Below are 19,851 nucleotides of genomic sequence, written 5' to 3'. Positions count from 1 at the left end.
CGGCCGGAAGCGTAGTGTTAGTAGTCGGAATGTTTGCAGGCTGCAGCGGACTGTCCGCGTGAGCAGCCCCAGCGCCGCGCTGGTCTGCCGCGGTGCGGAGAGGTCCTTTTAGTGACGATAACCAAGGGCAACCAGCCCTCAGAGGAGTCCGCCGCTCCCGATACCGGCGGCGCATCCGCTGACGCTGCCGGGCCACGCCCAGCGGCAACGCATGATCCGAAGATCTCCGCAACGATGCTGTCGGGGCTTATTGCCCTGGTTCTCGGGGTGACAGCCTCAATACTGCCGGTCCCGTATGTAATCGAGTCGCCGGGGCCGACGTACAACACCCTTGGCACGGACAGGGGCAAGCCGGTCATCAGCGTCACGGGCCGCGACACCTATCCGGCCAAAGGAAACCTGAACCTCACCACCGTCTACGTCGACGGCGGACCTAACTCCACCGTCAGCGTCTTCGAAGCGTTCTCCGCATGGCTTGACGGTTCCAAAGCGGTTTATCCGCAGGAGCTGATATTCCCCGAGGGCGTCACCAGGGAGCAGTCCCAGCAGGAAAGCGCGGTGGCCATGACCACGTCGCAGGAAAATGCCATGGCCTCTGCGCTGAAGGAGCTCGACATACCTTTCGGGCAAAAGCTGGAAGTCGCCGACCTGTCGGATGGCTCGGCGTCGGAAGGAAAACTGCGGCCCGGCGACGTCTTCACCTCGATCAACGGCAAACCCATCACCACCCTGGCAGTCGTCCAAAAGGAACTGGCTGCCGGAAACGGCAAAGCAGTGACGGTCGTGGTGGACCGTGCCGGCAAGCCGGTCACCGAAACAGTGACGCCCAAACGAAGCGAGACGGGCAGGTTCATCCTCGGGGTGCTCCTCAAGTACCGCTTCACGTTCCCGTTTGACGTCACAATCTCGCTGGAAAAGGTCGGCGGGCCGAGCGCCGGAATGATGTTTGCCCTGGGCATCATCGACACGGTGACCCCCGGCGATCTCACGGGCGGCAAGCACATCGCCGGCACCGGAACCATCACTCCGGACGGCGCGGTCGGGCCCATCGGGGGAGTGGCCGTGAAGATGCACGGAGCCAGGAGCGACGGTGCAACGATGTTCCTCGCGCCTGCCGACAACTGCCCCCAGGTTGCGGGCAACGTCCCGGAGGGCCTGCAGGTCGTGAAAGTGGAGAACCTGAAAGAGGCCAGGCGTGCGGTGGAAATGGCTGCGAGCGGAGCGGACACATCGGGGCTTCCATCCTGCGCCAACGACTAGACTAAAGGCAGGAACTAAGGCCCATCGCCGCTCGTGGCACTTAATGACAGCCGGCGGGGTGTGGCGGGCCGAAGGAGCTGATTCGTGCCCTGCACTCCGGCGCGATGCGCTACGCAGCCTGCCCTTGGGCAGCCTGTCCTTGGAAACAAAATGAATATGAACAGCAATTGACCAAGCTATGAGGTACAGAGTTTGTCCCGACCTGCCAGCCCCACCCCGCCCGGAAGACTCCAGCCAAAGCGCGGTGCCCTGACGCCGACGCTCATTGTCGTTGCGCTGGTTGTCGTCGGGTTCATCTTCTTCGCCAACGTGTGGACAGATGTCCTCTGGTACCAGCAGCTGGGCTTCTTTGAAGTCTTCCTGACAGAGAACCTGGCACGGATCGGCATCTTCGCAGCAGGCTTCGCCCTCATGTTTGCGGGTGTCTTCTTCGCGATCCGCATTGCCTACCACGCCCGCCCCGTCTACGCGCCCGACTCCGAAATCCGGGACAATCTCAACAGGTACCAGGCGCAGCTGGAACCTGTGCGCCGGGTCGTGATGATCGGCCTTCCCGTGCTGTTCGGCCTGTTCGCCGGAAGCGCGGCGTCAAGCCAGTGGCAGAAGGTGCTGCTGTTCTTCAACCAGGAACCGTTCGGCCAGAATGACCCGGAGTTCGGGCTGGACATCAGCTTCTACCTCATGACGCTCCCGTTCCTGGGCTTCATCGTGGGATTCCTGATCAGCGTGGCAGTCGTCGCGGGCATTGCAGGGATCCTCACCCACTACCTGTACGGCAGCATCCGCATCATGGAACGCGGCATCTTCACCAGCCGCGCGGCGCAGATCCATCTCGCCGTCACCGGCGCTTCATTCCTGGTGCTGCTGGGCATCAACTTCTGGCTCGACCGCTACGCCGCCGTCCAGAACAGCAACGGCAGGTGGGCCGGTGCGCTGTACACCGACGTCAACGCCGTCATTCCCACGAAGGCGATCCTCGCCGTCGCGGCTGTTCTCGTTGCGATCCTCTTTATCGTTGCGGCAGTGATCGGCAGGTGGCGGCTGCCGCTCATCGGTACCGCAATGCTGGTGATCACCTCGATCCTCGCCGGCGGCGTTTACCCCTGGGTCATCCAGCAGTTCCAGGTCCGTCCATCTGAGCAGACCCTCGAAAACGAGTACATCAAGCGCAACATCGGCATGACCCGGGCTGCGTACGGCCTGGACCAGGTCACTGTTGACCGTTACAACGCCACCACCAACGCCACCACGGGCGCGCTCGCCAAGGATGCCCAGACCACGGCCAACATTCGGCTGCTGGATCCGAACCTGATTTCGGACGCATTCTCCCAGCTGGAGCAGTACCGGCCCTACTACCAGTTCCCCAAGTCCCTGAATGTGGACCGGTACATGGTTGACGGCAAGGTCCAGGACACCGTGATCGCCGTCCGCGAACTCAACCCGGACGGGCTCAGCCCCGACCAGCAGTCTTGGCTCAACCGCCACGTCGTTTACACGCACGGCTACGGCGTGGTTGCGGCCAAGGGAAACAAGTTCACGGCTGACGGCAAGCCGGAGTTCCTGCAGTCAGGCATTCCCTCCACCGGTGTCCTTGGCACGGACGAAACGTACGAGCCCCGCATCTACTTCGGCGAGGACTCGCCGGAATACTCGATCGTGGGCGCGCCTGAAGGTGCACCGAACCGCGAGCAGGACCGGCCCTCAGGCAGGGACACGGGCGGCGAGACGCAGTACACGTTCACCGGCAACGGCGGCCCGAACGTCGGCAGCTTCCTCAACCGGGTCCTGTACTCGATCAAGTTCCAGTCCTCTGACCTGCTGCTATCCGACGGCGTCAACGAGGCGTCCCAGATTCTCTACGAACGCAACCCCCGCGACCGCGTGGAAAAGGTGGCCCCCTACCTGACCGTGGACGGCAACGCTTATCCTGCCGTGGTGGACGGCCGGGTCAAGTGGATCGTGGACGGTTACACCACGAGCCAGTACTACCCTTACTCCCAGCAGGCCCAGCTTTCGGATGCCACTGCTGACTCACAGACCACTGCCGGCCGCAGCGTCGCCCTGCCCAACAGCACGGTGAACTACATCCGTAACTCGGTGAAGGCCACGGTGGATGCGTACGACGGCTCGGTCACGCTCTACGCCTGGGATGACCAGGACCCGCTGCTGAAGGCGTGGCAGAAGGTCTTCCCGACCTCGCTCAAGCCCTACTCCGAAATGTCCGCGGGCGTCATGAGCCACGTCCGCTACCCGGAGGACCTCTTCAAGGTCCAGCGCGAGCTGCTGGGGCGTTACCACGTGACCGACCCTGTCAGCTTCTACAAGAACGACGACGCGTGGAGCGTTCCGAACGATCCCACCGTGTCCGAGGAGGTCAAGCAGCCTCCGTTCTACATGTCGCTGCAGATGCCCGGCCAGCAGAAGCCGGCGTTCCAGCTGACGTCGTCGTTCATCCCGCAGGTGGTGGACGGGAACGCGAGGAACGTCCTGTACGGCTTCCTGGCGGCCGATTCTGATGCCGGCAGCCAGAAGGGCGTAAAGGCGGAGTCCTATGGAAAGCTCAGGCTCCTGCAGGTTCCGCCGGAAGCCCAGGTGCCCGGACCCGGCCAGGCGCAGAACAAATTCAACTCCGACCCGACCGTTTCGCAGGCACTTAACCTGCTCCGCCAGGGCGCCTCGGATGTCTTGAACGGCAACCTCCTCACGCTCCCTGCCGGTGGCGGCCTGCTGTACGTCCAGCCGGTGTACCTGCGCTCGACTGGTGAAACGTCGTACCCGACGCTGCAGCGTGTGCTGGTGGCCTTCGGCGACAAGATCGGCTTTGCACCGACACTGGATGAAGCCCTCAACCAGCTCTTCGGCGGTGACTCCGGGGCCGCGGCCGGTGACTCTGCCAACAACGGGCAGACTCCTCCGGCGGCGGGCGGAGGCGGAACTCCTGCCCCGGGTACAACCGACGCCCGCGCCGAACTGAAGGCAGCGCTGGCCGAAGCCAACGCCGCCATCAAGGCGGGGCAGGAAGCACTCGGCAAGGGTGACTTCGCGGGGTACGGCGAGCAGCAGAAGAAGCTGAACGCCGCACTCCAGAAGGCCATCGACGCCGAGGCGAAGATCGCCGCCACCACTCCGGCGTCAGGGCCGTCTCCGTCGGCAACCCCGGCTCCGACACCCAGCAGCTAGGAGACCGCCGCCTGACAGCGGCACGAAAGGCCCGCCGTCGTTCCCTGAGAACGACGGCGGGCCTTTCGGTTTCCCGGGGACCATCAGTTCCGGTGCTGCCTGGGTATGGGTCCCAGGTTTTCCGGGGGAGATGAACGTCACGCCCCCTCGATTTGGCCTGCTGTTCACGGGCCGGTAGAGTTGATGATGCGACGCGGGGTGGAGCAGTTCGGTAGCTCGCTGGGCTCATAACCCAGAGGTCACAGGTTCAAATCCTGTCCCCGCAACTGAGGAAAGGCCCGGATCACCGTCAGGTGGTCCGGGCCTTTTGCTGTCCCGGCAGCGTTCCATTCCCTCGCCCAGGAGGAGTGGCGCGGGCGGCCCGAAAAGTAGGGTAGAGTTGATCAAGCGACGCGGGGTGGAGCAGTTCGGTAGCTCGCTGGGCTCATAACCCAGAGGTCACAGGTTCAAATCCTGTCCCCGCAACTGAGAAGAGGCCCCGGCCGGTGATAAACCGGCCGGGGCCTCTTGCATTCCCGGTAGCTTTTGTTCACGTTGTGGCTGTTCCTAGTATTCTCTTCGCAGGGCCCCCGGAGCGTTCGGCCCGGGGCAGCTGCCCGTCTCCGTCATTCTCGAGAGGAATGTAGTTTCGATGTCCACAACGAAGAACAAATCCGGCACTGCGAAAGGCAAGCGGTCCAGGCTCTACTGGACGGTGCCTGCGGTCCTCGTGGCTGCGGTGCTGGTGGTTCTGCTCGCGAAGTGGGCTGTGGGGCTGCCTGGCGTCCAGTCTTTCCTGACGGAGTACCCGGGACATTCGGAGCTTCCGGAGGGCGCGCCCGTCGGTTTCCCGGCGTGGCTGGGTTGGCAGCACTTCCTCAATGCCTTCCTGCTGCTGCTCATCATCCGCACGGGATGGCAGGTGCGGACAACCACCCGCCCGGGCGGCTACTGGACGCGGAACAACAAGGGCCTCATCAAAACCAAGACTCCGCCGGCGAAGATCTCCCTCGAGCTCTGGTTTCACCTCACGCTGGACGCCCTGTGGGTCCTGAACGGCCTGGTTTTCGCGATCCTGCTATTCGCCACCGGTCAGTGGATGCGCATCGTTCCGACCAGCTGGGACGTGTTTCCGAACGCCCTTTCCGCCGCGCTGCAGTACGCCTCGCTGAACTGGCCCACCGAGAACGGCTGGGTAAACTACAACGCCCTCCAGCTGCTGGCGTACTTCGCAACGGTCTTCATTGCTGCCCCGCTGTCCTTCATCACAGGGCTGCGCATGTCAGCCGCTTGGCCGAAAAAGGCCGCCGCGCTCAACCGGGCCTTCCCGATTGAAGCGGCCCGCGCCATCCACTTTCCCGTGATGATCTACTTCGTCGCATTCATCGTGGTCCATGTGTTCCTGGTGCTGGCGACCGGGGCCCTGCGGAACCTCAACCACATGTACGCCGCGAGCGACGACGCCGGCTGGGCCGGGTTCTGGATCTTCGCCGCTTCGGTGGCCGTCATGGTGGCCGCCTGGTTCCTGGCCCGGCCGCTGTTCCTGCGGCCCATTGCCTCACTGATGGGCAAGGTCACCAGCCGCTGACCTCGGCGCTGCCCTCCCAACGCCCGAGCACGTCAGCGGTACCTGTCAGCCGTCCTTCAGCTGCTGGTAGGCGTCCAGGGCACGCTCCCGTGACTCCTGCAGCCCCACGAGCGGAGCAGGATAGGCAGGTGCGGCAGCGGAGTTCGTCCACGGCTCATGGACTGTCTTGTCGTCCAGTCCGGCCAGCTCCGGGATGAAGCGCCGCAGGTACCGCCCTGCGGCATCGAACTTCTTGCTCTGGGTGACGGGGTTGAAGATCCTGAAATAAGGAGAAGCGTCCGCTCCCGAACCGGCCACCCACTGCCAGTTCGCGGGATTGCTTGCGGCGTCCGCGTCCACCAGCGTGTCCCAGAACCATGCCTCGCCCAGCCTCCAGTCAGCCAGCAGGTTTTTCACCAGAAACGACGCCGCGGCCATGCGGACCCGGTTGTGCATCCATCCTGTCTGCCACAACTGCCGCATGCCGGCGTCGACAAACGGATAGCCCGTCCGGCCCCGTTGCCAGGCTTCCAGTTCGGGGCCCGACGGCGCCTGCCATGCAAAGCGGTCGAATTCACGGCGGTAATTGACCGTGGCAAGTTGCGGGTTCCCGTCGAGCAGGTGCCAGCAGAATTCCCGCCAGCCGAGCTCGCTTCGGAAAATTCCGACGTCGGCAGGAGCGTTCCGCGGAAAGCGTTCGCGCAGTGAGTGCCAGACCCGGAACGGGCTGACTTCACCAAAGCGAAGGTGCGGGGAGAGCCTGCTGGTGCCCTCAAGTCCGGGCCGGTCCCGTCCCGTCCCGTACTCCTCAACAGGTCCGCCCAGGAACTCCTCCAGCCGCAGGTTTCCACCCCGTTCTCCGGGCGTCCATGTTTCGGCGAGCCCGCTGCTCCAGTCGGGCCTGCGGGGGAGCAGCCCCCAGCTGTCGAGGCTGTCACTGAGGGGCAGCGAACCGTCTCCAGCAGGTGCCGGTCCGGGGAGGCGCTGCGGAGCATCCAGGGGCATTCTCGGGTCATTGCCGGCGAGGCACGTCCGCCAGAAGGGAGTAAAGACCTTGTACGGTCCGCCCGAGCCGGTTCGGACGCTCCCCGGTTCGAAAAGGAGGTTCGCCTGGAAGCTGGTTGCTACGATGCCGTGCTGCGCCGCCCATTCCTCGAAGTTGGCGTCCACGGTCCGTTCGGGCAGTGCGTAGCGCCTGTTCCAGAGGATGGACGCGGCCGCAGTCTCCGCGGCCAGGCCGCGGAGGACGTCCCGGGCCGCACCCCGGCGCAGCAGCAGGCGCGAGCCACGGGATTCAAGGTCGGCCGCAAGCGCGGCCAGTGAGTGGTGGAGCCACCATCTGGCCGCACCGCCCAGCGGACGGATGCCGGGGGAGTCCTCATCGAGGATGTACACCACAGTCATCGGATCAGGTGCGGAGGCGGCCGCCGCAAGGGCCGGGTTGTCGTCGAGGCGGAGGTCGTCCCTGAGCCAGACAATCGTTGAGGGCATGGTTCCACGCTACAGGCAGCCGCAGGCACGGACAGGGCCGGGATCCGCCGGATCCCGGCCCTGTCTGCGCTGGCCTGCTGTTGTCAGCCCAGTTTCCTGGAGCTGACGGACTCCTAGAGCTTGTCGAAGTCCGCTTCGTCGACCGTGTGTTCCGAGGCCGCGGAACCGGAGCCGGCGGAACCGGACGCCCCAAGGGCCGGCCGGGGGGTGCCGCCGGACTTCAGCGCTGCGAGGCGGGCTTCGATTTCGGTCTGTTCTCCGAGGTCCTCCAATTGGTTGAACTGCGCGTCGAGGCTCGAGGCGGCGAGCTCCTGCTGGCCGAGTACCTTCGCTTCCTCGCGGCGGATTTTTTCTTCAAAGCGTCCCACTTCGCTGGTGGGGTCCATGATGTCAATGCTCTTGAGGGCGTCGTGGACCTGGGACTGGGCGGCCGCAGTCTTGGAGCGGGCGACGAGTTCGTTGCGCTTGCTCGTGAGCTGGTTCAGCTTGCCCTTCATCTGGTCCAGGCCGGTCTTCAGACGTTCCACAACCTCCGTCTGCGACGCGATGCTGGGCTCGGCTGCCTTGGCCTCGTTTTCGGATGCCATCTGCCGCTGCAGCGCCACCTTGGCCAGGTTGTCGAATTTCTGGGCGTCAGCCGCGTCACCGGCGCTGCGGTACTCATCGGCCTTGCGCGAGGCCGCCAGAGCCTTGTTGCCCCAGTCCTGGGCGTTCTTCACGTCCTCGTTGTAGTCGGCCTGGAGCATCCGAAGGTTACCGATGGTCTGGGCCACTGCCGACTCGGCCTCTGCAATGTTGTTGCTGTAGTCCCGCACCATTTGGTCGAGCATTTTCTGCGGGTCCTCGGCCTGATCGAGCAAGGAGTTGATGTTCGCCTTTGCGAGCTGCGCCATGCGGCCAAAAATGGACTGCTTAACCATGGTGTTACCTTTCGTCCTGCTCAGTTTTCCCACTGAATCCAGTGATCAGTTTTTATACCGCTTCTATCCGCCGGCCGAATGCACCTGCCGACGCCTAGTCTGTGCCTCTAGAAACTGCCAGAGTCTCCGCCGCCGAAATCGCCGCCGCCAAAGTCGCCGCCGCCGAAATCGCCGCCGCCAAAGTCGCCGCCGCCGTCGCTGTGGCCGCCGCCCCAGCCGCCGCCACTGCCCCCGTTGAGGATGGAGTTGATCAGGATGCCCCCCAGGATCGCGCCCCCGAGGCCGCCGCCTCCTCCTCCGCCGCCGAACATGCCGCCGCGGCCGTAACCCTGATTGGCGTAGCCGCCGAAGTTGTCGACGTCGGACTGTGCCTGGTGGGCTGCCTGGGCAGCAAGCGCGTGGGCCTGCTGGGCATAGGTCAGTGCCGTGACGGGGTCGTTGCGGGAAATGGAGAGGGCGTAGTCGAGATTGCGCTGCGCTTCGGCCAGGCGCGTCCTGGCCTCCGTACCTACGCCGCCCCGCCTGGCTGTGATGTAGTCCGAGGTGGCACTGATCTGGGCTTGGGCGGACATGATGGTCTGCTGCAGCGAGGCCTGCGCCCGGCGGGCCTGCTCCTGCTGGTCGCGGATGCCGCTGAGTGAACGGTCCAGGGACTGGTGGGCAGTTTCCACCCGTTCAAGGGTGGCGATCGGGTCAATCCGGGCGCCCTGGATTTCGGCTTTCACCTGGGTGAGCGCCGCTTCGACGCTGGCCGCAGGACCGGCAAGCTCCGGGTGGGCGCCGGATTGGATTATGGCTTTTGCTTGAGCAAGGTCCTGGGAGGTATCCACGACAGCAGCCTCGAGCCGCTGCCGGGCCTCGTCGAGGCTGCCGGACACCTTCGAAATGGCGTCGAGGAGCACGTTGGTCTGGTGCAGGCTTTCTTCCGCAGCGCGGACGGCAACAGCGGCCAGGCTTCCCTCGCCGGCTTCCAGCTTCTCGCGGGCGGCGCTGCTTGCGTTTTGCACGAAGGCGAGCCGCTCCTTCGCCTGGGTGATGTTGTCCGCCACCTGGACGAGGGCGCTCTCGGCGTACTTGCCGCGCAGCTCCGCGAGGGTATGTTCAGCGTTGGTGATTTTCGCGTCGGCGGCAGCCGCCCCGGAATCGACGGCAGCCAGCGCCTGCGGTGCGTTCTTTTCGAGCTCACGGAGGGAATCGAAGTCCGCCTTCTGCTCCTGCAGGGATTCCAGAGCTGCTTCCGACCGGCGGATGATCTCGCCCAGCCAAGTGCGCTGCTGCTCTTCCGTGTCCGGGATATGGTCGTCCAGCTGCTGCTGCAGCTTGAACGATTCGGACATGTGGGCCTTGGCCTCCTGGAGTGCCTTCGTGAAGTTTCCGACGGCGGCTTCCCCGTACTGCGCCTCGGCGAAGCCCAGTTCCTGCTCGCTCGACTTTATGGCGTCGTCGGCTTCGATGAGCAGCGAACCGCTTTTGCGGCGGAGTTCTTCAACGCTCAGCGAGGCAAGGGGATCGAGTTCGGCGCCCTTCGGACCGTAACTGGCGCTGGAGGCCTGGGCGGCCTTCTTGCGCCTGTTCCGCAGGTAGAGGTACGTTCCGGCACCTGCTGCGACGACGCCCGCTCCAACCAGCACGGCCGTGCCTGCTCCATCACCGGACGGAACGTTTCCGCTTCCGCCTCCCGCGGCGTCGCCGATGGCGCCCGCGGTGTCGATGGCAGCCTGGGCAAAGTCCTTCTTGCCGCCGCCGAGGTTGGCCGCTATTGCGTTCTGCGTGATGTTCCCGGTTTTCGACGCTATGGCACTCGCCGAGTTGGGGGCGAAGTAATACTTCCCCTCGGTGGAGATAGCCAGCAGAACGTCAGCCCTGCCCATGCCCTTCTTGGTGGCCACGGACTGGCCCCACGACTTGGGATCGGCGGGATTTTGGAAGGATTTCACGGTGACCACGTACAAGTTGTACTTGTGGTCCTTGAGGAGTTTCTGGATCGATTCCTCAACTTCGCCCTTGCGGCTACCGAGGACACCCGCGTCATCAACGATGTTCTGACCGGACGGGATACTTACGGGTGGTTCGGCCCAGGCTGCTGTGGCGGGCAGCGCCAGCATTCCAGCCAGGCCGATCACGGCGAGTACACGTTTCAACATTGACCGCATGGCAACCCTTCAGCACGCCTGCGACTGGTTCAGGATGAACAGCCGTCTCAGAATGCAGCAGCGCCCCCACGCCGGGTGTAAAGCCGCAGGTCGCTGTGGCAATTCTTCTTGATTCTATGGTGCACCAAGGGGACCGTCCACAGCGGGGAATATGCCACCAGCGAAAAGCACGCTGACCCTTGGGAAGACAGCCAAATCGCCGGCGGCGTCGCGCCCATTCAGGGACCTCCCAGCAAACGTTCGCCCCAGTTTCAGTCGAATCGTTCATAGTTAATGGAGACGAGGATGAAAGGAAGTCCAATGACTGAGAACCCAGTACCGGGCGCAGCTCCTGAGAACCGAGATCCTGCAGGGCGGCCCGCTGATCCGTCGGCTCGGCCGGAGCGTCCGGAGGGTCTCCGAGCGGGGGAAAACCAGCCGCAAGAGGGGCTGGCCAACGAAACTGAGCGCCTGGGCGCGCCCGATGGTGCAGAAAGTGGACCAGGCAGCAACGATCAAAACGCGCCCTCCAACGGGCCGCGGCCCGAGTACCCCCAGCGTGCCCCGTTCTACGGGCAGCACTCCGGGCCTGCCACGCAGCAGTTCGCCGCTGTGCCTCATGCACCCCGGCATGCCGGTGAGCATGGCCAGCAGCCGGGCTACAACCAGCAGCCGGGCCACAACCAGCCTCCGGGGCACGGCCAGCATGGTGCGCCTTCCGTTTTCGCGGACAACCGGGCCAATGCGCCGAAGCGCAAAGCCACCTTCGGCGTGGGTACGCTGGTTGCCAGCATCCTCGCCGCCGGCCTCGTGGGCGGCGGTGTGGCAACCGTTGGATCCGGCAACCTGTTCGACGGCGGCTCTGCACCCGCCGTAAGCACGGGAAGCCAGCCTGGAACTGTCATCGTCAACAACAAGGACGACGTCAACGTCATCACGGCGGCGGCAACCAAGGCCTCTCCCAGCGTGGTCACCATCAAGGCCACGAGCGGCGGCGAAGGCGGCACGGGCTCGGGCGTGATCCTCGACGAGCAGGGGCACATCCTGACCAACACCCACGTAGTGACGCTGGACGGCACAGTCGCCAACCCGGACATCGAGATCCGTACCAACGAAGGCAGGGTGCTGTCAGCGAAAATCGTGGGAACAGATCCGCTGTCTGACCTCGCCGTCATCAAGGTGGACAACCCGTCCGGACTCACCCCTGCGACGCTGGGAGATTCGGGCAAGCTGAATGTGGGCGATACTGCCGTGGCGATCGGCTCGCCGCTCGGCCTGAACGGCACGGTTACGGACGGCATCGTGTCCACCCTCAACCGGACCATCAGTGTCGCCTCCTCGGCAGCCCCCAAGGAAGGCGCTGACAAGTCCCAGGGCGGGGATCAGGGCTTTGAGTTCGCTCCTCCCGGCCAGGGACAGGGCCAGAGTTCGGCGGCCAAGGGCTCCATTTCGATCAACGTCATCCAGACTGACGCGGCAATCAACCCGGGCAACTCCGGTGGTGCATTGGTGAACAGCAGGGGCGAGATCATCGGCGTCAATGTCGCCATCGCATCCGCCGGCGGCGGTTCGACGGCGGCAGGGACCGGCAACATCGGCGTCGGCTTCAGCATCCCGATCAACCACGCCAAGCGCGTCGCCCAGGAAATCATTGACAACGGCAAGGCAAGCCACGGCCAGCTCGGCGTGAGCGTCAAGGAGAAGACCTCTACGGATTCGACGTCGGGGTTCTCCATCGGCGCGGATGTTGCCACGGTGGAACCCAACTCGGCCGCTGCCAAGGCGGGCATCAGGGTCGGTGATGTCGTCACACGCTTCAACGACCTCGCCATCAGCGATCCGAACCAGCTGACCGCGGCAGTCCGGGAGCAGCCGGCAGGTTCATCGGTGAAGATCACGATTCAGCGGAGCGGCCGCGAACAGCAGCTTGACGTGACGCTCGGCGCTGCAGCGGAGCAATAAGGGCAGTACGGCTGCTGGCACTCCAACTACAGCAATGACGACGGCGGGACTCACCGGAAAGGCGGGTCCCGCCGTCGTCGTGTGCCGCAGATCTGACACAGGCGTTAACACGGGACGGCGTCAGCGGGCCCCTATATGGTTAGCTAGGAGCTACCCGTATCCCGGGCGTTCCGCAGCCATGACCTCACCCGGCTGGCTATCCACAAGCATGGAAGGCTGCTGTAAATACAGTGGAAGAGACATTGAAAATCATCGTCCTGGTCAAGCATGTGCCGGACGCCCAGTTCGACCGGCACCTCATTGGCGAGGACCACACGACGGACCGCGACGAGAGCATCCTGTCCGAGCTTGATGAGTACGCCCTGGAGGCTGCGCTGCAGCTGATTGAGGCGCGCGGCGGGAGCAAGGCGGGCAACAAGGTAATCGCCCTCAGCATGGGTCCGGCCGGAGCTGTCAACGCCGTCAAGAAGTCGCTGCAGATCGGCGCCACGGAGGGCGTCCACCTGACGGATGAAGCGCTCGCCGGCTCGGACGCCGCCGCCACATCCCTCGCGCTCGCTGCCGCGGTCCGGCACCTGGGCGCGGACAGCCCGGTGGACCTGGTCCTGACCGGCATGGCGTCCACGGACGGCGAAACCTCCCTGGTGCCCGCCCAGCTCGCCGAGCGTTTGGGCCTTCCCCAGGTGACCTTTGCATCCTCCCTGGAGGTCGACGGCGGGCGGGTTACCGCGCGCCGCGATGCGGACACACACTCCGAAACGGTCGAAGCATCCCTGCCCGCGGTGGTGTCCGTGACGGACCAGATCAACGAACCGCGCTATCCCAATTTCAAGGGCATCATCGCCGCCAAGCGCAAGAGCATCACCACGCTCTCACTGTCCGACATCGGCGTCGACCCGTCCCAGGTGGGGCACACCGGGTCCTGGACCACGGTGGTGTCGGCCGAGGAACGCCCGCCGCGCACCGCCGGGACCATCATCACGGACGAAGGCGACGCCGGCGTCAAGCTGGTGGACTTCCTGGCCGCCCAGAAGCTGCTCTAAGAGGGATCACAACACATGGCAAACGTACTTGTATTCATTGACAACCCGGGCCAGGTCCTCAAAAAGAGCAGCCTGGAACTACTGACCAGCGCGCGTACCTTCGGCGAGACTGCCGTCGCCGTCAACGGCGAACTGAACGACGACGTCGCCGCCACCTTGGGCGCTTACGGTGCCTCCGCGCTCTTCCGTCCGTCCGTGCAGGACCTGGATGACTACCTTGTTGCTGCCAAAGCGGCCTTCGTCGCGGCAGTGGTGGACAAGTCAGGCGCCACGACTGTCCTGCTCGAAAACTCACCGGAGGGCAAGGAAATCGCCGCGCGGCTCGGGATCCGCCTGAGCGCCGGCGTCATTACGGACGTCGTCGCAGTCGACGCCGACGGCACCGCCCACAAGTCGGTGCTGGCCGGTTCCTACACCAGCGCCTGCAAGGCAAACACGCCGGTCAGCGTGCTGAACGTCAAGGCCAATACGGTCGAGCCGCAGCCCGCAGCAGCACCCGCCACGCCCGAAACCGTGACCGTGGATGTCCCTGCCGACGCAGCCGCCACTGCAGCCCGGATCACCGCCCGCGAGCAGAAGGTTGCCAGCGGACGCCCGGACCTGACCGATGCGCGGATCGTCGTGGCCGGAGGCCGCGGACTGGACGGGGACTTCACCCCCGTGGAGGAACTCGCGGACGCCCTCGGCGCGGCGGTAGGCGCTTCCCGTGCAGCAACGGACGCCGGCTGGATCAACCACGACGCCCAGGTCGGACAGACCGGCAAGACCGTCTCGCCCCAGCTCTACATCTCCGCGGGTATCTCCGGAGCCATCCAGCAGAAGGCCGGAATGCAGACGGCCAAGGTCATCGTGGCCGTCAACAAGGACCCTGAATCGCCGGTCTTCGAAATCGCTGACTTCGGCATCGTCGGCGACCTTTTCAAGGTGCTGCCGCAGGCGACCGAAGAAATCAAGAAGCGCAAGGGCTGATTCCTTGACCGCACAAGCTGCGCCGCAGAGCCCGTTCGACCCGAACCAGCACCGGGTCGAGCGGGTGCTCTGTTTTGCGGCCCATCCCGACGACATCGACTTCGGCGCCGCCGGCACCGTTGCGGCCTGGACCGCGGCAGGCGTCGAGGTGACCTACTGCATCATGACCGACGGCGACGCCGGAGGCTTTGACCCCGCCCACCGGGCGGAGATCATCGCCCTCCGGGCGGCGGAGCAGGAGCGCGCCGCCTCACTCGTCGGCGTCACCGACATCCACTACCTGCACGAGCGGGACGGCTTTCTCGAACCGAACCACCTGGTGATGCTGGGCGTGGTGAAGCTGATCCGCGAGGTCCGCCCCGACGTCGTGCTTTCCATGCATCCGGAACGGAACTGGAACCGCATCCAGAAAAGCCATCCGGACCACCTCGCGGTGGGGGAGGCAGTGACCCGGGCCATCTATCCCGCTGTTGAAAACCCCTTCGCATATCCGGAGCTCGCGGAATCAGGTCTGGAAGCCTACAAGGTGCCGTGGCTATGGCTCTTTGCCGGCCCGGAGGAGCGGGAAAACCACTACGTTGACGTGACGCCGCACGTGGAAAGCAAGCTGGAGGCGATCCACGTCCACGTCAGCCAGCACCCCGATGCCGCAGCGATGGAGACGACGGTCCGGCAGGGGATGCACCTGAACGCCAGGCGGGCCGGCCTTCCGGAGGGCCGCAGCGCCGAAGCCTTTCACGTCGTGGCCATCAACGGTCCGGGCACCATCGCCGGATTTTAGGTTTTCGGCTGCAACGCGCAGCCGGACCAGACATCCAGCCAAGCGAGAAGCCGCGCAGTATGCACATACTGCGCGGCTTCTGACGTCTGCCCCTCACGCACTGAAGCCCTTGGGTGCCGGGACGCTCAAGTGTTGAGCTGTGCGGAGGCCACAGTGGGAAGGGACGGGGCTTCGGAACCGCCGGCCGGCTCCACTGTGATGCCGAGGGCGGCCGCGGAAGCGATGCCCTTGACGACGGCAGGTTTGGACAGCGCCTCCTCGTCCATCAGGCCCTGTGACACTGGAGTGGAACCGTCCTTGGGAATCAGCCACATCTGGTACACCTTGCCCGGGGGAGGAGCGGGGACGTCCTTCATCCTGACCACGAGGGCGTCCTTTGACGGCGCAATGGAAACCTCCGCCGTACCGCCGCCGCTGACGTCGACGGTGGCCTGGCGCACGTCCTGTGCTTCGAGGACCTGCGTCAGGGGGTCATTCTGGCTGGCGATATAGGCCCCGACCCCCACGCCGCCCAGTGCGATAAAGGCGGCAGCGGCCACGCCGATGATCCAGTTCCGAAGGCCGCCGGTCCGGCGGCGGTGATTTCGGCGTTCCCGCGCAGCGGCAAGTTCATCCGCTGCCTGCGGCCCTGCCGGTGCCTCCTCGCGCCCCGTGGCCGGAGTCCCCGGAAGCTGCGCCGCTATCCGGTCAAACAGATCAGCCGGCGGCTCCTCTTCGGCCGTGAAGGTCATGGCCAGCGTTTCCCTGGCCTGGCGGACGCGCTCGTGGAACGCTTCGCGCTCAGCCGCCGGAGCGGTCCTGATGTACTCTTCGATGGCATCCCGCTCTTCGCCGGTCACGGCGTCCAGTGCGTAGATTTCGGCAAGTTCAACCGCGCGGCCTGCAGTCAGGTCAGTGGAAATATCGGCAGCGAACGCCCGCGGCAGTTGGCGGCCGTTTGATTCATTTGTTTCGTTCATCTCAACCCACCCCCAGGCAGTTCTTCAGTCGGATCAGTCCATCGCGAATGCGGGACTTTATGGTCGGTATGGCAGCGTTGAGCTTTTCGGCGACTTCCCGGTACGTGAGCCCGCCGTAGTAGGCCAGCCGCACGGATTCCTGCTGGGTTTCCGTCAGCGTCCCCAGGCACCGCACCACGGTTTCGGCTTCGAGCCGGTTGTCCACTTCGTCGGCCACCGAATCGTGGTCGATGTCCTGGTTCCCCGCACCGTATCTGGCCTCCCGGTCACTGGCTGACTGCGACGACCGCACTTTGTCCACGGCACGGCGGTGCGAGATGGTCATGAGCCAAGCCAACGGACTTCCGCTCGCCGCATCGAATTTGGCCGCGCTCTGCCAGACCTGCAGGAATACCTCCTGGGTGGTGTCTTCGCTGAGCTCCGCGTCGATGAGGACGCGGCGGGCCATCCCGTAGACCCGCCGGGACGTGAGCCGGTAGAACTCAGCAAAGGCCGGCTGGTCACCGCGCGCGATGCGCTCCAGCAATCCCGCGAGCTGGCGGTTAAGGTCGACGGCGCTGCCCGGCGGCGCGGGGGTGTCGAAGTTCGGCGCGTTGGGAGTTTCCATTACAGCCAAGCATAGGTCGCCGGGCGGCAATCGCTCAGCACCCTGACCGAAGACGGCAGCACCGTGACGGGCAAAACGGGATGTTGTCCTGCCCGGATGTAGTGTCTTCACCTGCCGCTCCTTGTCCGCGGGAATGTCCTCGAAAGTGATTCGGTGCAGGCGGCACGGCGGATGGGTGCGGTTCGGCGGATGCTAGAGCTGGGCTCCGGCAAATCCCTGCTGGCGCCACGCCTCGTACACGGCGACGGAGGCGGCGTTGGCGAGGTTCAGGGACCGCAGCGAGGGCAGCATCGGCAGCCGGACCCGCGACGTGACATGAGGATCGTGCTTTATATGCTCCGGCAGACCCACCGATTCCGGGCCGAACAGCAGGACGTCACCCGGTTCGTAGGCAATGTCCACGTACGACACCTCGCCATCCGAGGTGAAGGCAAAGACGCGTTCAGGCTGCAGCGCCATCCAGGCGGAGTCGAGGTCGGGATGGACGGTCACTACCGCGAGGTCATGGTAGTCCAGCCCCGCACGGCGCAGTTTGGCATCGGAGAAGTCGAAACCCAGGGGCTCAACGAGGTGGAGTTCGGCGCCGGTGATGGCCGCGAGGCGGATTGCATTGCCGGTATTGCCGGGGATCTCAGGGGTGTGGAAGAGGATGCGGAACACCGTTCCATCCTAGTGCCGGTGGATTCAGGTCAGTGCATGCCCCTGAGCAGCCTGGCCAGCACGGGGACGTTGACAGTATTCGGGGCGGGCCCTGAGGAGAGGAACTGTTTGAGGCCCTTGGCCAGCCCCGCCGCATTGACCACCTGCACCACATCGGAGGAGCCCTGGGAGCGGCGATGGCGGTCGATCACGGGTTCGTGAAGGTTGCCATCCGGGCTGTGGACCACTGTCCATCCGGTCACGTTCAGCTCGGGAAAAATGTCCTGCATCGCCCAGACAATGCGGGCGAGCTGCGGCGGGGCTATTGAACGGTTGCCATGCCTCAGGGTTGCACCGTCCCAGGCATAGGCCCCCTTCGGCAGGAGCATGGAGCCGATCAGGGCCAGGCGGTAACCCGACAGCAGGGCGTGGTCGATGTGGCTGTTGTCCGCGGGGGACTGCAGGCCGTTGATGAGGCGCGCTGCCGGAATCGCCGGCAGTACCTGGCGGGTGATGAGCTGGACGGTGCGCATCTCCCGCTGGATCCTGGCTTCGGCACCGAAAATCCCGCGCTTCCGGGGTACTCCATGGATCTGGCGACTGGCGATGTCGAAGGGGATCAGGGGGACTGTGCCCGGAACATCGAAGGGCGGCACGTAGACAGGGGCATCGCCGGAAGTGTTCCGCGGCGTGCCGGGGCGGTGGATGGTCGCGGAGGCGTGGCTTCCGGCCGGCGGTGCATCAAAATGCGCCTCGTCCGTCCCTTCGCTCTGCCTTCGCCTGGGACCCGCGGCGTAGGAACGGTCGTAGGCGGCCCTGCGGCGGGGATCGATCAGTGTCTCGTAGGCAAGAGTTACCAGCCGGAACGCGGCGGCATCGCCGCCGTGGTCGGGGTGCGACACCCGTGCTGCCCTGCGGTAGGCCACCTTGATCTCCTTGTCCGAGGCGGTCACGGGGACGCGGAGTACCTCGTAGTGGGAGCTGTTGCCCTCAGTCAAGCACGGTCCTTCGGTTGATTCTGCCAGTGCGCGCATGCAGCCCGGTCTGCCAAGCATATCGGCCGGCACACGGGGCTGGTCAGACAACGTCCGCGACCGTGTCCGCGGTTCCCGGACTAAACTTTCGAGGGACTGCTTGCCGGTGGGAACGGGCGCCCGGGGAAGGAAGCACATGAGACGTCGGTACTGCCGCGTCAGGGAAGTGGTGGCTGCAGCTGCTACGGCGCTGGTGCTGGGCGGCTGCAGCGTGGGCGTCCCGGATCCGCGGGCCGCGAATACCGCGCCGGCCGTGAGCCGGATGCCTGCTGCCCCCACCGTCACGCCCGGGCACGACGCCGGTGCCGTTGCCGCACGCAGCATGCCGTTCTCCGCCGGGGACACGCTCGGTCCGGGGAGTCCCGCCCAGTTGTCCAACGGGCTGGCCGAGGCGCCCGGCTGGCGCCAAACGCGTGCGGACACCGGAGGTGCGGGGGAATACCGGAAGTCCGACGGCTGCCAGGCTGCAGGCAAGGCCGGGGTTAATCAGTGGCCCCTCGTGGAAACCGGCGATCGGGAATCGACGGAGAGGCTCTTTGCCTACCTGGACCCGACCATCCAGCCGGAGTACCTTGCGCCGGCGGCGCTTCGCTGGGGCGGGGAACAGGGGAAGCCGGGGCCTACGGTAGAGGTGCTCGTCCTCGAGCGGGCGGCGGTGCCCAAAGGCAAGGCTGCCGTGATGGCCAGGGTCTTCGGGCGGACAGGTTCATCCGTGGTCGTCACGCTGGCATGCCCGTCTGCGCAGTCCCTTGAAGCAGCCCGGGCGGACGTTGCGCGCTGGCTGACTGTGGTGCCGCCGGGAGAGTAGCTGCACGCCCCCGGCGGCTGCCTTCACTTTCGGGCTGCTGCAGCCAGCCGGTTCAGGGCGAGGGCGCCCACGAGGAGGCCGAAGTCGCGCAGGGCGACGTCGTAGAAGCTGCCCAGTACCAGCAGGTTCACGATGATTCCCAGCAGCCACGCGGCGACCACCAGCGAGCCGATCCTCGGCCGGAGGGCGACCAGCAGGCCTGCAAGAACCTCGACGGCCCCCACCCCGTACATGAATACCTGCGCGGACACAGGAACAACGGCTGTGGCCACCGGGGCCAGGTAAATGGTCCAGTCGGTGAGCAGGTTGAAGAACTTGTCCAGGCCGAAGAGGATTGGCGCCACAGTGAATACCGTGCGCAGCAGGAGGAAAGCCTGCCGCGCCGGTTCCTGTGCCAAACCCGCCGCGCCCGCGGTTCCGCCCGCTGCCGGTGATTTCAGATCAGAGGTTTCCATCACTGACTCCTTCTAAAAGTAGGTAGTTTGATTTTAGATCCGCCGGCGATCTTAAGCAACGAATC

Annotated in this window: 16 protein-coding genes and 2 tRNA genes; 10 read left to right on the top strand and 8 right to left on the bottom strand. The window is 65.2% G+C overall.

Going from position 1 to position 19,851, the window contains the following annotated elements; translation table 11 throughout:
• The first annotated feature begins 111 nt into the window (after positions 1–111).
• From ACIP9X_RS06030 to ACIP9X_RS06010, 5 genes are all read left to right on the top strand, one after another.
• Positions 112–1,260, top strand: coding sequence for a PDZ domain-containing protein (locus tag ACIP9X_RS06030; protein ID WP_400478820.1), 1,149 nt, complete (start codon positions 112–114; stop codon positions 1,258–1,260).
• A 192-nt stretch (positions 1,261–1,452) separates the two neighbouring features.
• Positions 1,453–4,440: a UPF0182 family protein gene (locus ACIP9X_RS06025; protein ID WP_400478819.1), complete on the top strand. Its 2,988-nt coding sequence runs from the start codon at positions 1,453–1,455 to the stop codon at positions 4,438–4,440.
• A 192-nt stretch (positions 4,441–4,632) separates the two neighbouring features.
• Positions 4,633–4,706 (top strand) — tRNA-Met (locus ACIP9X_RS06020).
• A 125-nt stretch (positions 4,707–4,831) separates the two neighbouring features.
• Positions 4,832–4,905 (top strand) — tRNA-Met (locus tag ACIP9X_RS06015).
• Positions 4,906–5,071: 166 nt separating this feature from the next.
• Positions 5,072–6,007, top strand: coding sequence for a cytochrome b/b6 domain-containing protein (locus tag ACIP9X_RS06010; RefSeq protein WP_400478818.1), 936 nt, complete (start codon positions 5,072–5,074; stop codon positions 6,005–6,007).
• A gap of 45 nt (positions 6,008–6,052) precedes the next feature.
• On the opposite strand, the gene ACIP9X_RS06005 is transcribed toward ACIP9X_RS06010, so the two are convergent.
• From ACIP9X_RS06005 to ACIP9X_RS05995, 3 genes are all read right to left on the bottom strand, one after another.
• Entirely contained in the window at positions 6,053–7,477 is a 1,425-nt protein-coding gene (locus ACIP9X_RS06005) for a cryptochrome/photolyase family protein (RefSeq protein ID WP_400478817.1), read from the bottom strand.
• Positions 7,478–7,590: 113 nt separating this feature from the next.
• Positions 7,591–8,397 (bottom strand): PspA/IM30 family protein, encoded by an 807-nt coding sequence (locus ACIP9X_RS06000; RefSeq protein ID WP_400478816.1) that lies wholly within the window; start codon positions 8,395–8,397, stop codon positions 7,591–7,593.
• Positions 8,398–8,504: 107 nt separating this feature from the next.
• Entirely contained in the window at positions 8,505–10,550 is a 2,046-nt protein-coding gene (locus tag ACIP9X_RS05995) for a TPM domain-containing protein (RefSeq protein ID WP_400478815.1), read from the bottom strand.
• A 300-nt stretch (positions 10,551–10,850) separates the two neighbouring features.
• Between ACIP9X_RS05995 and ACIP9X_RS05990 the strand changes: the two genes are divergently transcribed.
• From ACIP9X_RS05990 to ACIP9X_RS05975, 4 genes are all read left to right on the top strand, one after another.
• Positions 10,851–12,491 carry a trypsin-like peptidase domain-containing protein gene (locus ACIP9X_RS05990; RefSeq protein ID WP_400478814.1) on the top strand — a complete coding sequence of 547 codons (1,641 nt, stop codon included), beginning with the start codon at positions 10,851–10,853 and terminating at the stop codon, positions 12,489–12,491.
• Positions 12,492–12,733: 242 nt separating this feature from the next.
• Positions 12,734–13,534: an electron transfer flavoprotein subunit beta/FixA family protein gene (locus ACIP9X_RS05985; RefSeq protein WP_400478813.1), complete on the top strand. Its 801-nt coding sequence runs from the start codon at positions 12,734–12,736 to the stop codon at positions 13,532–13,534.
• Positions 13,535–13,549: 15 nt separating this feature from the next.
• Positions 13,550–14,503, top strand: coding sequence for an electron transfer flavoprotein subunit alpha/FixB family protein (locus ACIP9X_RS05980; RefSeq protein ID WP_400478812.1), 954 nt, complete (start codon positions 13,550–13,552; stop codon positions 14,501–14,503).
• 4 nt (positions 14,504–14,507) lie between these two features.
• Positions 14,508–15,284, top strand: a complete 777-nt coding sequence (locus tag ACIP9X_RS05975; RefSeq protein WP_400478811.1) for a PIG-L deacetylase family protein — start codon at positions 14,508–14,510, stop codon at positions 15,282–15,284.
• Between the two features lie 125 nt (positions 15,285–15,409).
• Here ACIP9X_RS05975 and ACIP9X_RS05970 read toward each other — a convergent pair whose 3' ends face one another.
• The 4 genes from ACIP9X_RS05970 to ACIP9X_RS05955 all read right to left on the bottom strand — a co-directional run bounded on the left by ACIP9X_RS05970 (position 15,410) and on the right by ACIP9X_RS05955 (position 18,487).
• A complete protein-coding gene (locus ACIP9X_RS05970; RefSeq protein ID WP_400478810.1) occupies positions 15,410–16,243 on the bottom strand; it encodes an anti-sigma factor domain-containing protein in 834 nt (277 codons plus the stop codon).
• A gap of 1 nt (position 16,244) precedes the next feature.
• Positions 16,245–16,850, bottom strand: a complete 606-nt coding sequence (locus ACIP9X_RS05965) for a sigma-70 family RNA polymerase sigma factor (RefSeq protein ID WP_400478809.1) — start codon at positions 16,848–16,850, stop codon at positions 16,245–16,247.
• 192 nt (positions 16,851–17,042) lie between these two features.
• A complete protein-coding gene (locus tag ACIP9X_RS05960; RefSeq protein WP_400478808.1) occupies positions 17,043–17,510 on the bottom strand; it encodes a tRNA (cytidine(34)-2'-O)-methyltransferase in 468 nt (155 codons plus the stop codon).
• Between the two features lie 29 nt (positions 17,511–17,539).
• The gene (locus tag ACIP9X_RS05955; protein WP_400478807.1) at positions 17,540–18,487 is read right to left on the bottom strand and encodes a J domain-containing protein; all 948 of its coding nucleotides are present in this window, start codon (positions 18,485–18,487) and stop codon (positions 17,540–17,542) included.
• Positions 18,488–18,659: 172 nt separating this feature from the next.
• Between ACIP9X_RS05955 and ACIP9X_RS05950 the strand changes: the two genes are divergently transcribed.
• Positions 18,660–19,331: a hypothetical protein gene (locus ACIP9X_RS05950; protein WP_400478806.1), complete on the top strand. Its 672-nt coding sequence runs from the start codon at positions 18,660–18,662 to the stop codon at positions 19,329–19,331.
• Between the two features lie 23 nt (positions 19,332–19,354).
• Here ACIP9X_RS05950 and ACIP9X_RS05945 read toward each other — a convergent pair whose 3' ends face one another.
• Entirely contained in the window at positions 19,355–19,786 is a 432-nt protein-coding gene (locus ACIP9X_RS05945; RefSeq protein WP_400478805.1) for a hypothetical protein, read from the bottom strand.
• Positions 19,787–19,851 lie beyond the last annotated feature (65 nt).

The organism is Arthrobacter sp. NPDC093125 (genome assembly GCF_044754225.1).
GTDB lineage: Bacteria > Actinomycetota > Actinomycetes > Actinomycetales > Micrococcaceae > Arthrobacter.
This window is presented reverse-complemented; position numbering and strand designations above follow the sequence as displayed.

Bases quoted from the DNA above. Each gene is read 5' to 3' on its own strand.
- ACIP9X_RS06010 (WP_400478818.1), top strand. From the start codon at position 5,072: ATGTCCACAACGAAGAACAAATCCGGCACTGCGAAAGGCAAGCGGTCC.
- ACIP9X_RS06000 (WP_400478816.1), bottom strand. From the start codon at position 8,397: ATGGTTAAGCAGTCCATTTTTGGCCGCATGGCGCAGCTCGCAAAGGCG.
- ACIP9X_RS05995 (WP_400478815.1), bottom strand. From the start codon at position 10,550: ATGCGGTCAATGTTGAAACGTGTACTCGCCGTGATCGGCCTGGCTGGA.
- ACIP9X_RS05980 (WP_400478812.1), top strand. From the start codon at position 13,550: ATGGCAAACGTACTTGTATTCATTGACAACCCGGGCCAGGTCCTCAAA.
- ACIP9X_RS05990 (WP_400478814.1), top strand. From the start codon at position 10,851: ATGACTGAGAACCCAGTACCGGGCGCAGCTCCTGAGAACCGAGATCCT.
- ACIP9X_RS05965 (WP_400478809.1), bottom strand. From the start codon at position 16,850: ATGGAAACTCCCAACGCGCCGAACTTCGACACCCCCGCGCCGCCGGGC.
- ACIP9X_RS05945 (WP_400478805.1), bottom strand. From the start codon at position 19,786: ATGGAAACCTCTGATCTGAAATCACCGGCAGCGGGCGGAACCGCGGGC.
- ACIP9X_RS06005 (WP_400478817.1), bottom strand. From the start codon at position 7,477: ATGCCCTCAACGATTGTCTGGCTCAGGGACGACCTCCGCCTCGACGAC.
- ACIP9X_RS05950 (WP_400478806.1), top strand. From the start codon at position 18,660: ATGAGACGTCGGTACTGCCGCGTCAGGGAAGTGGTGGCTGCAGCTGCT.
- ACIP9X_RS05970 (WP_400478810.1), bottom strand. From the start codon at position 16,243: ATGAACGAAACAAATGAATCAAACGGCCGCCAACTGCCGCGGGCGTTC.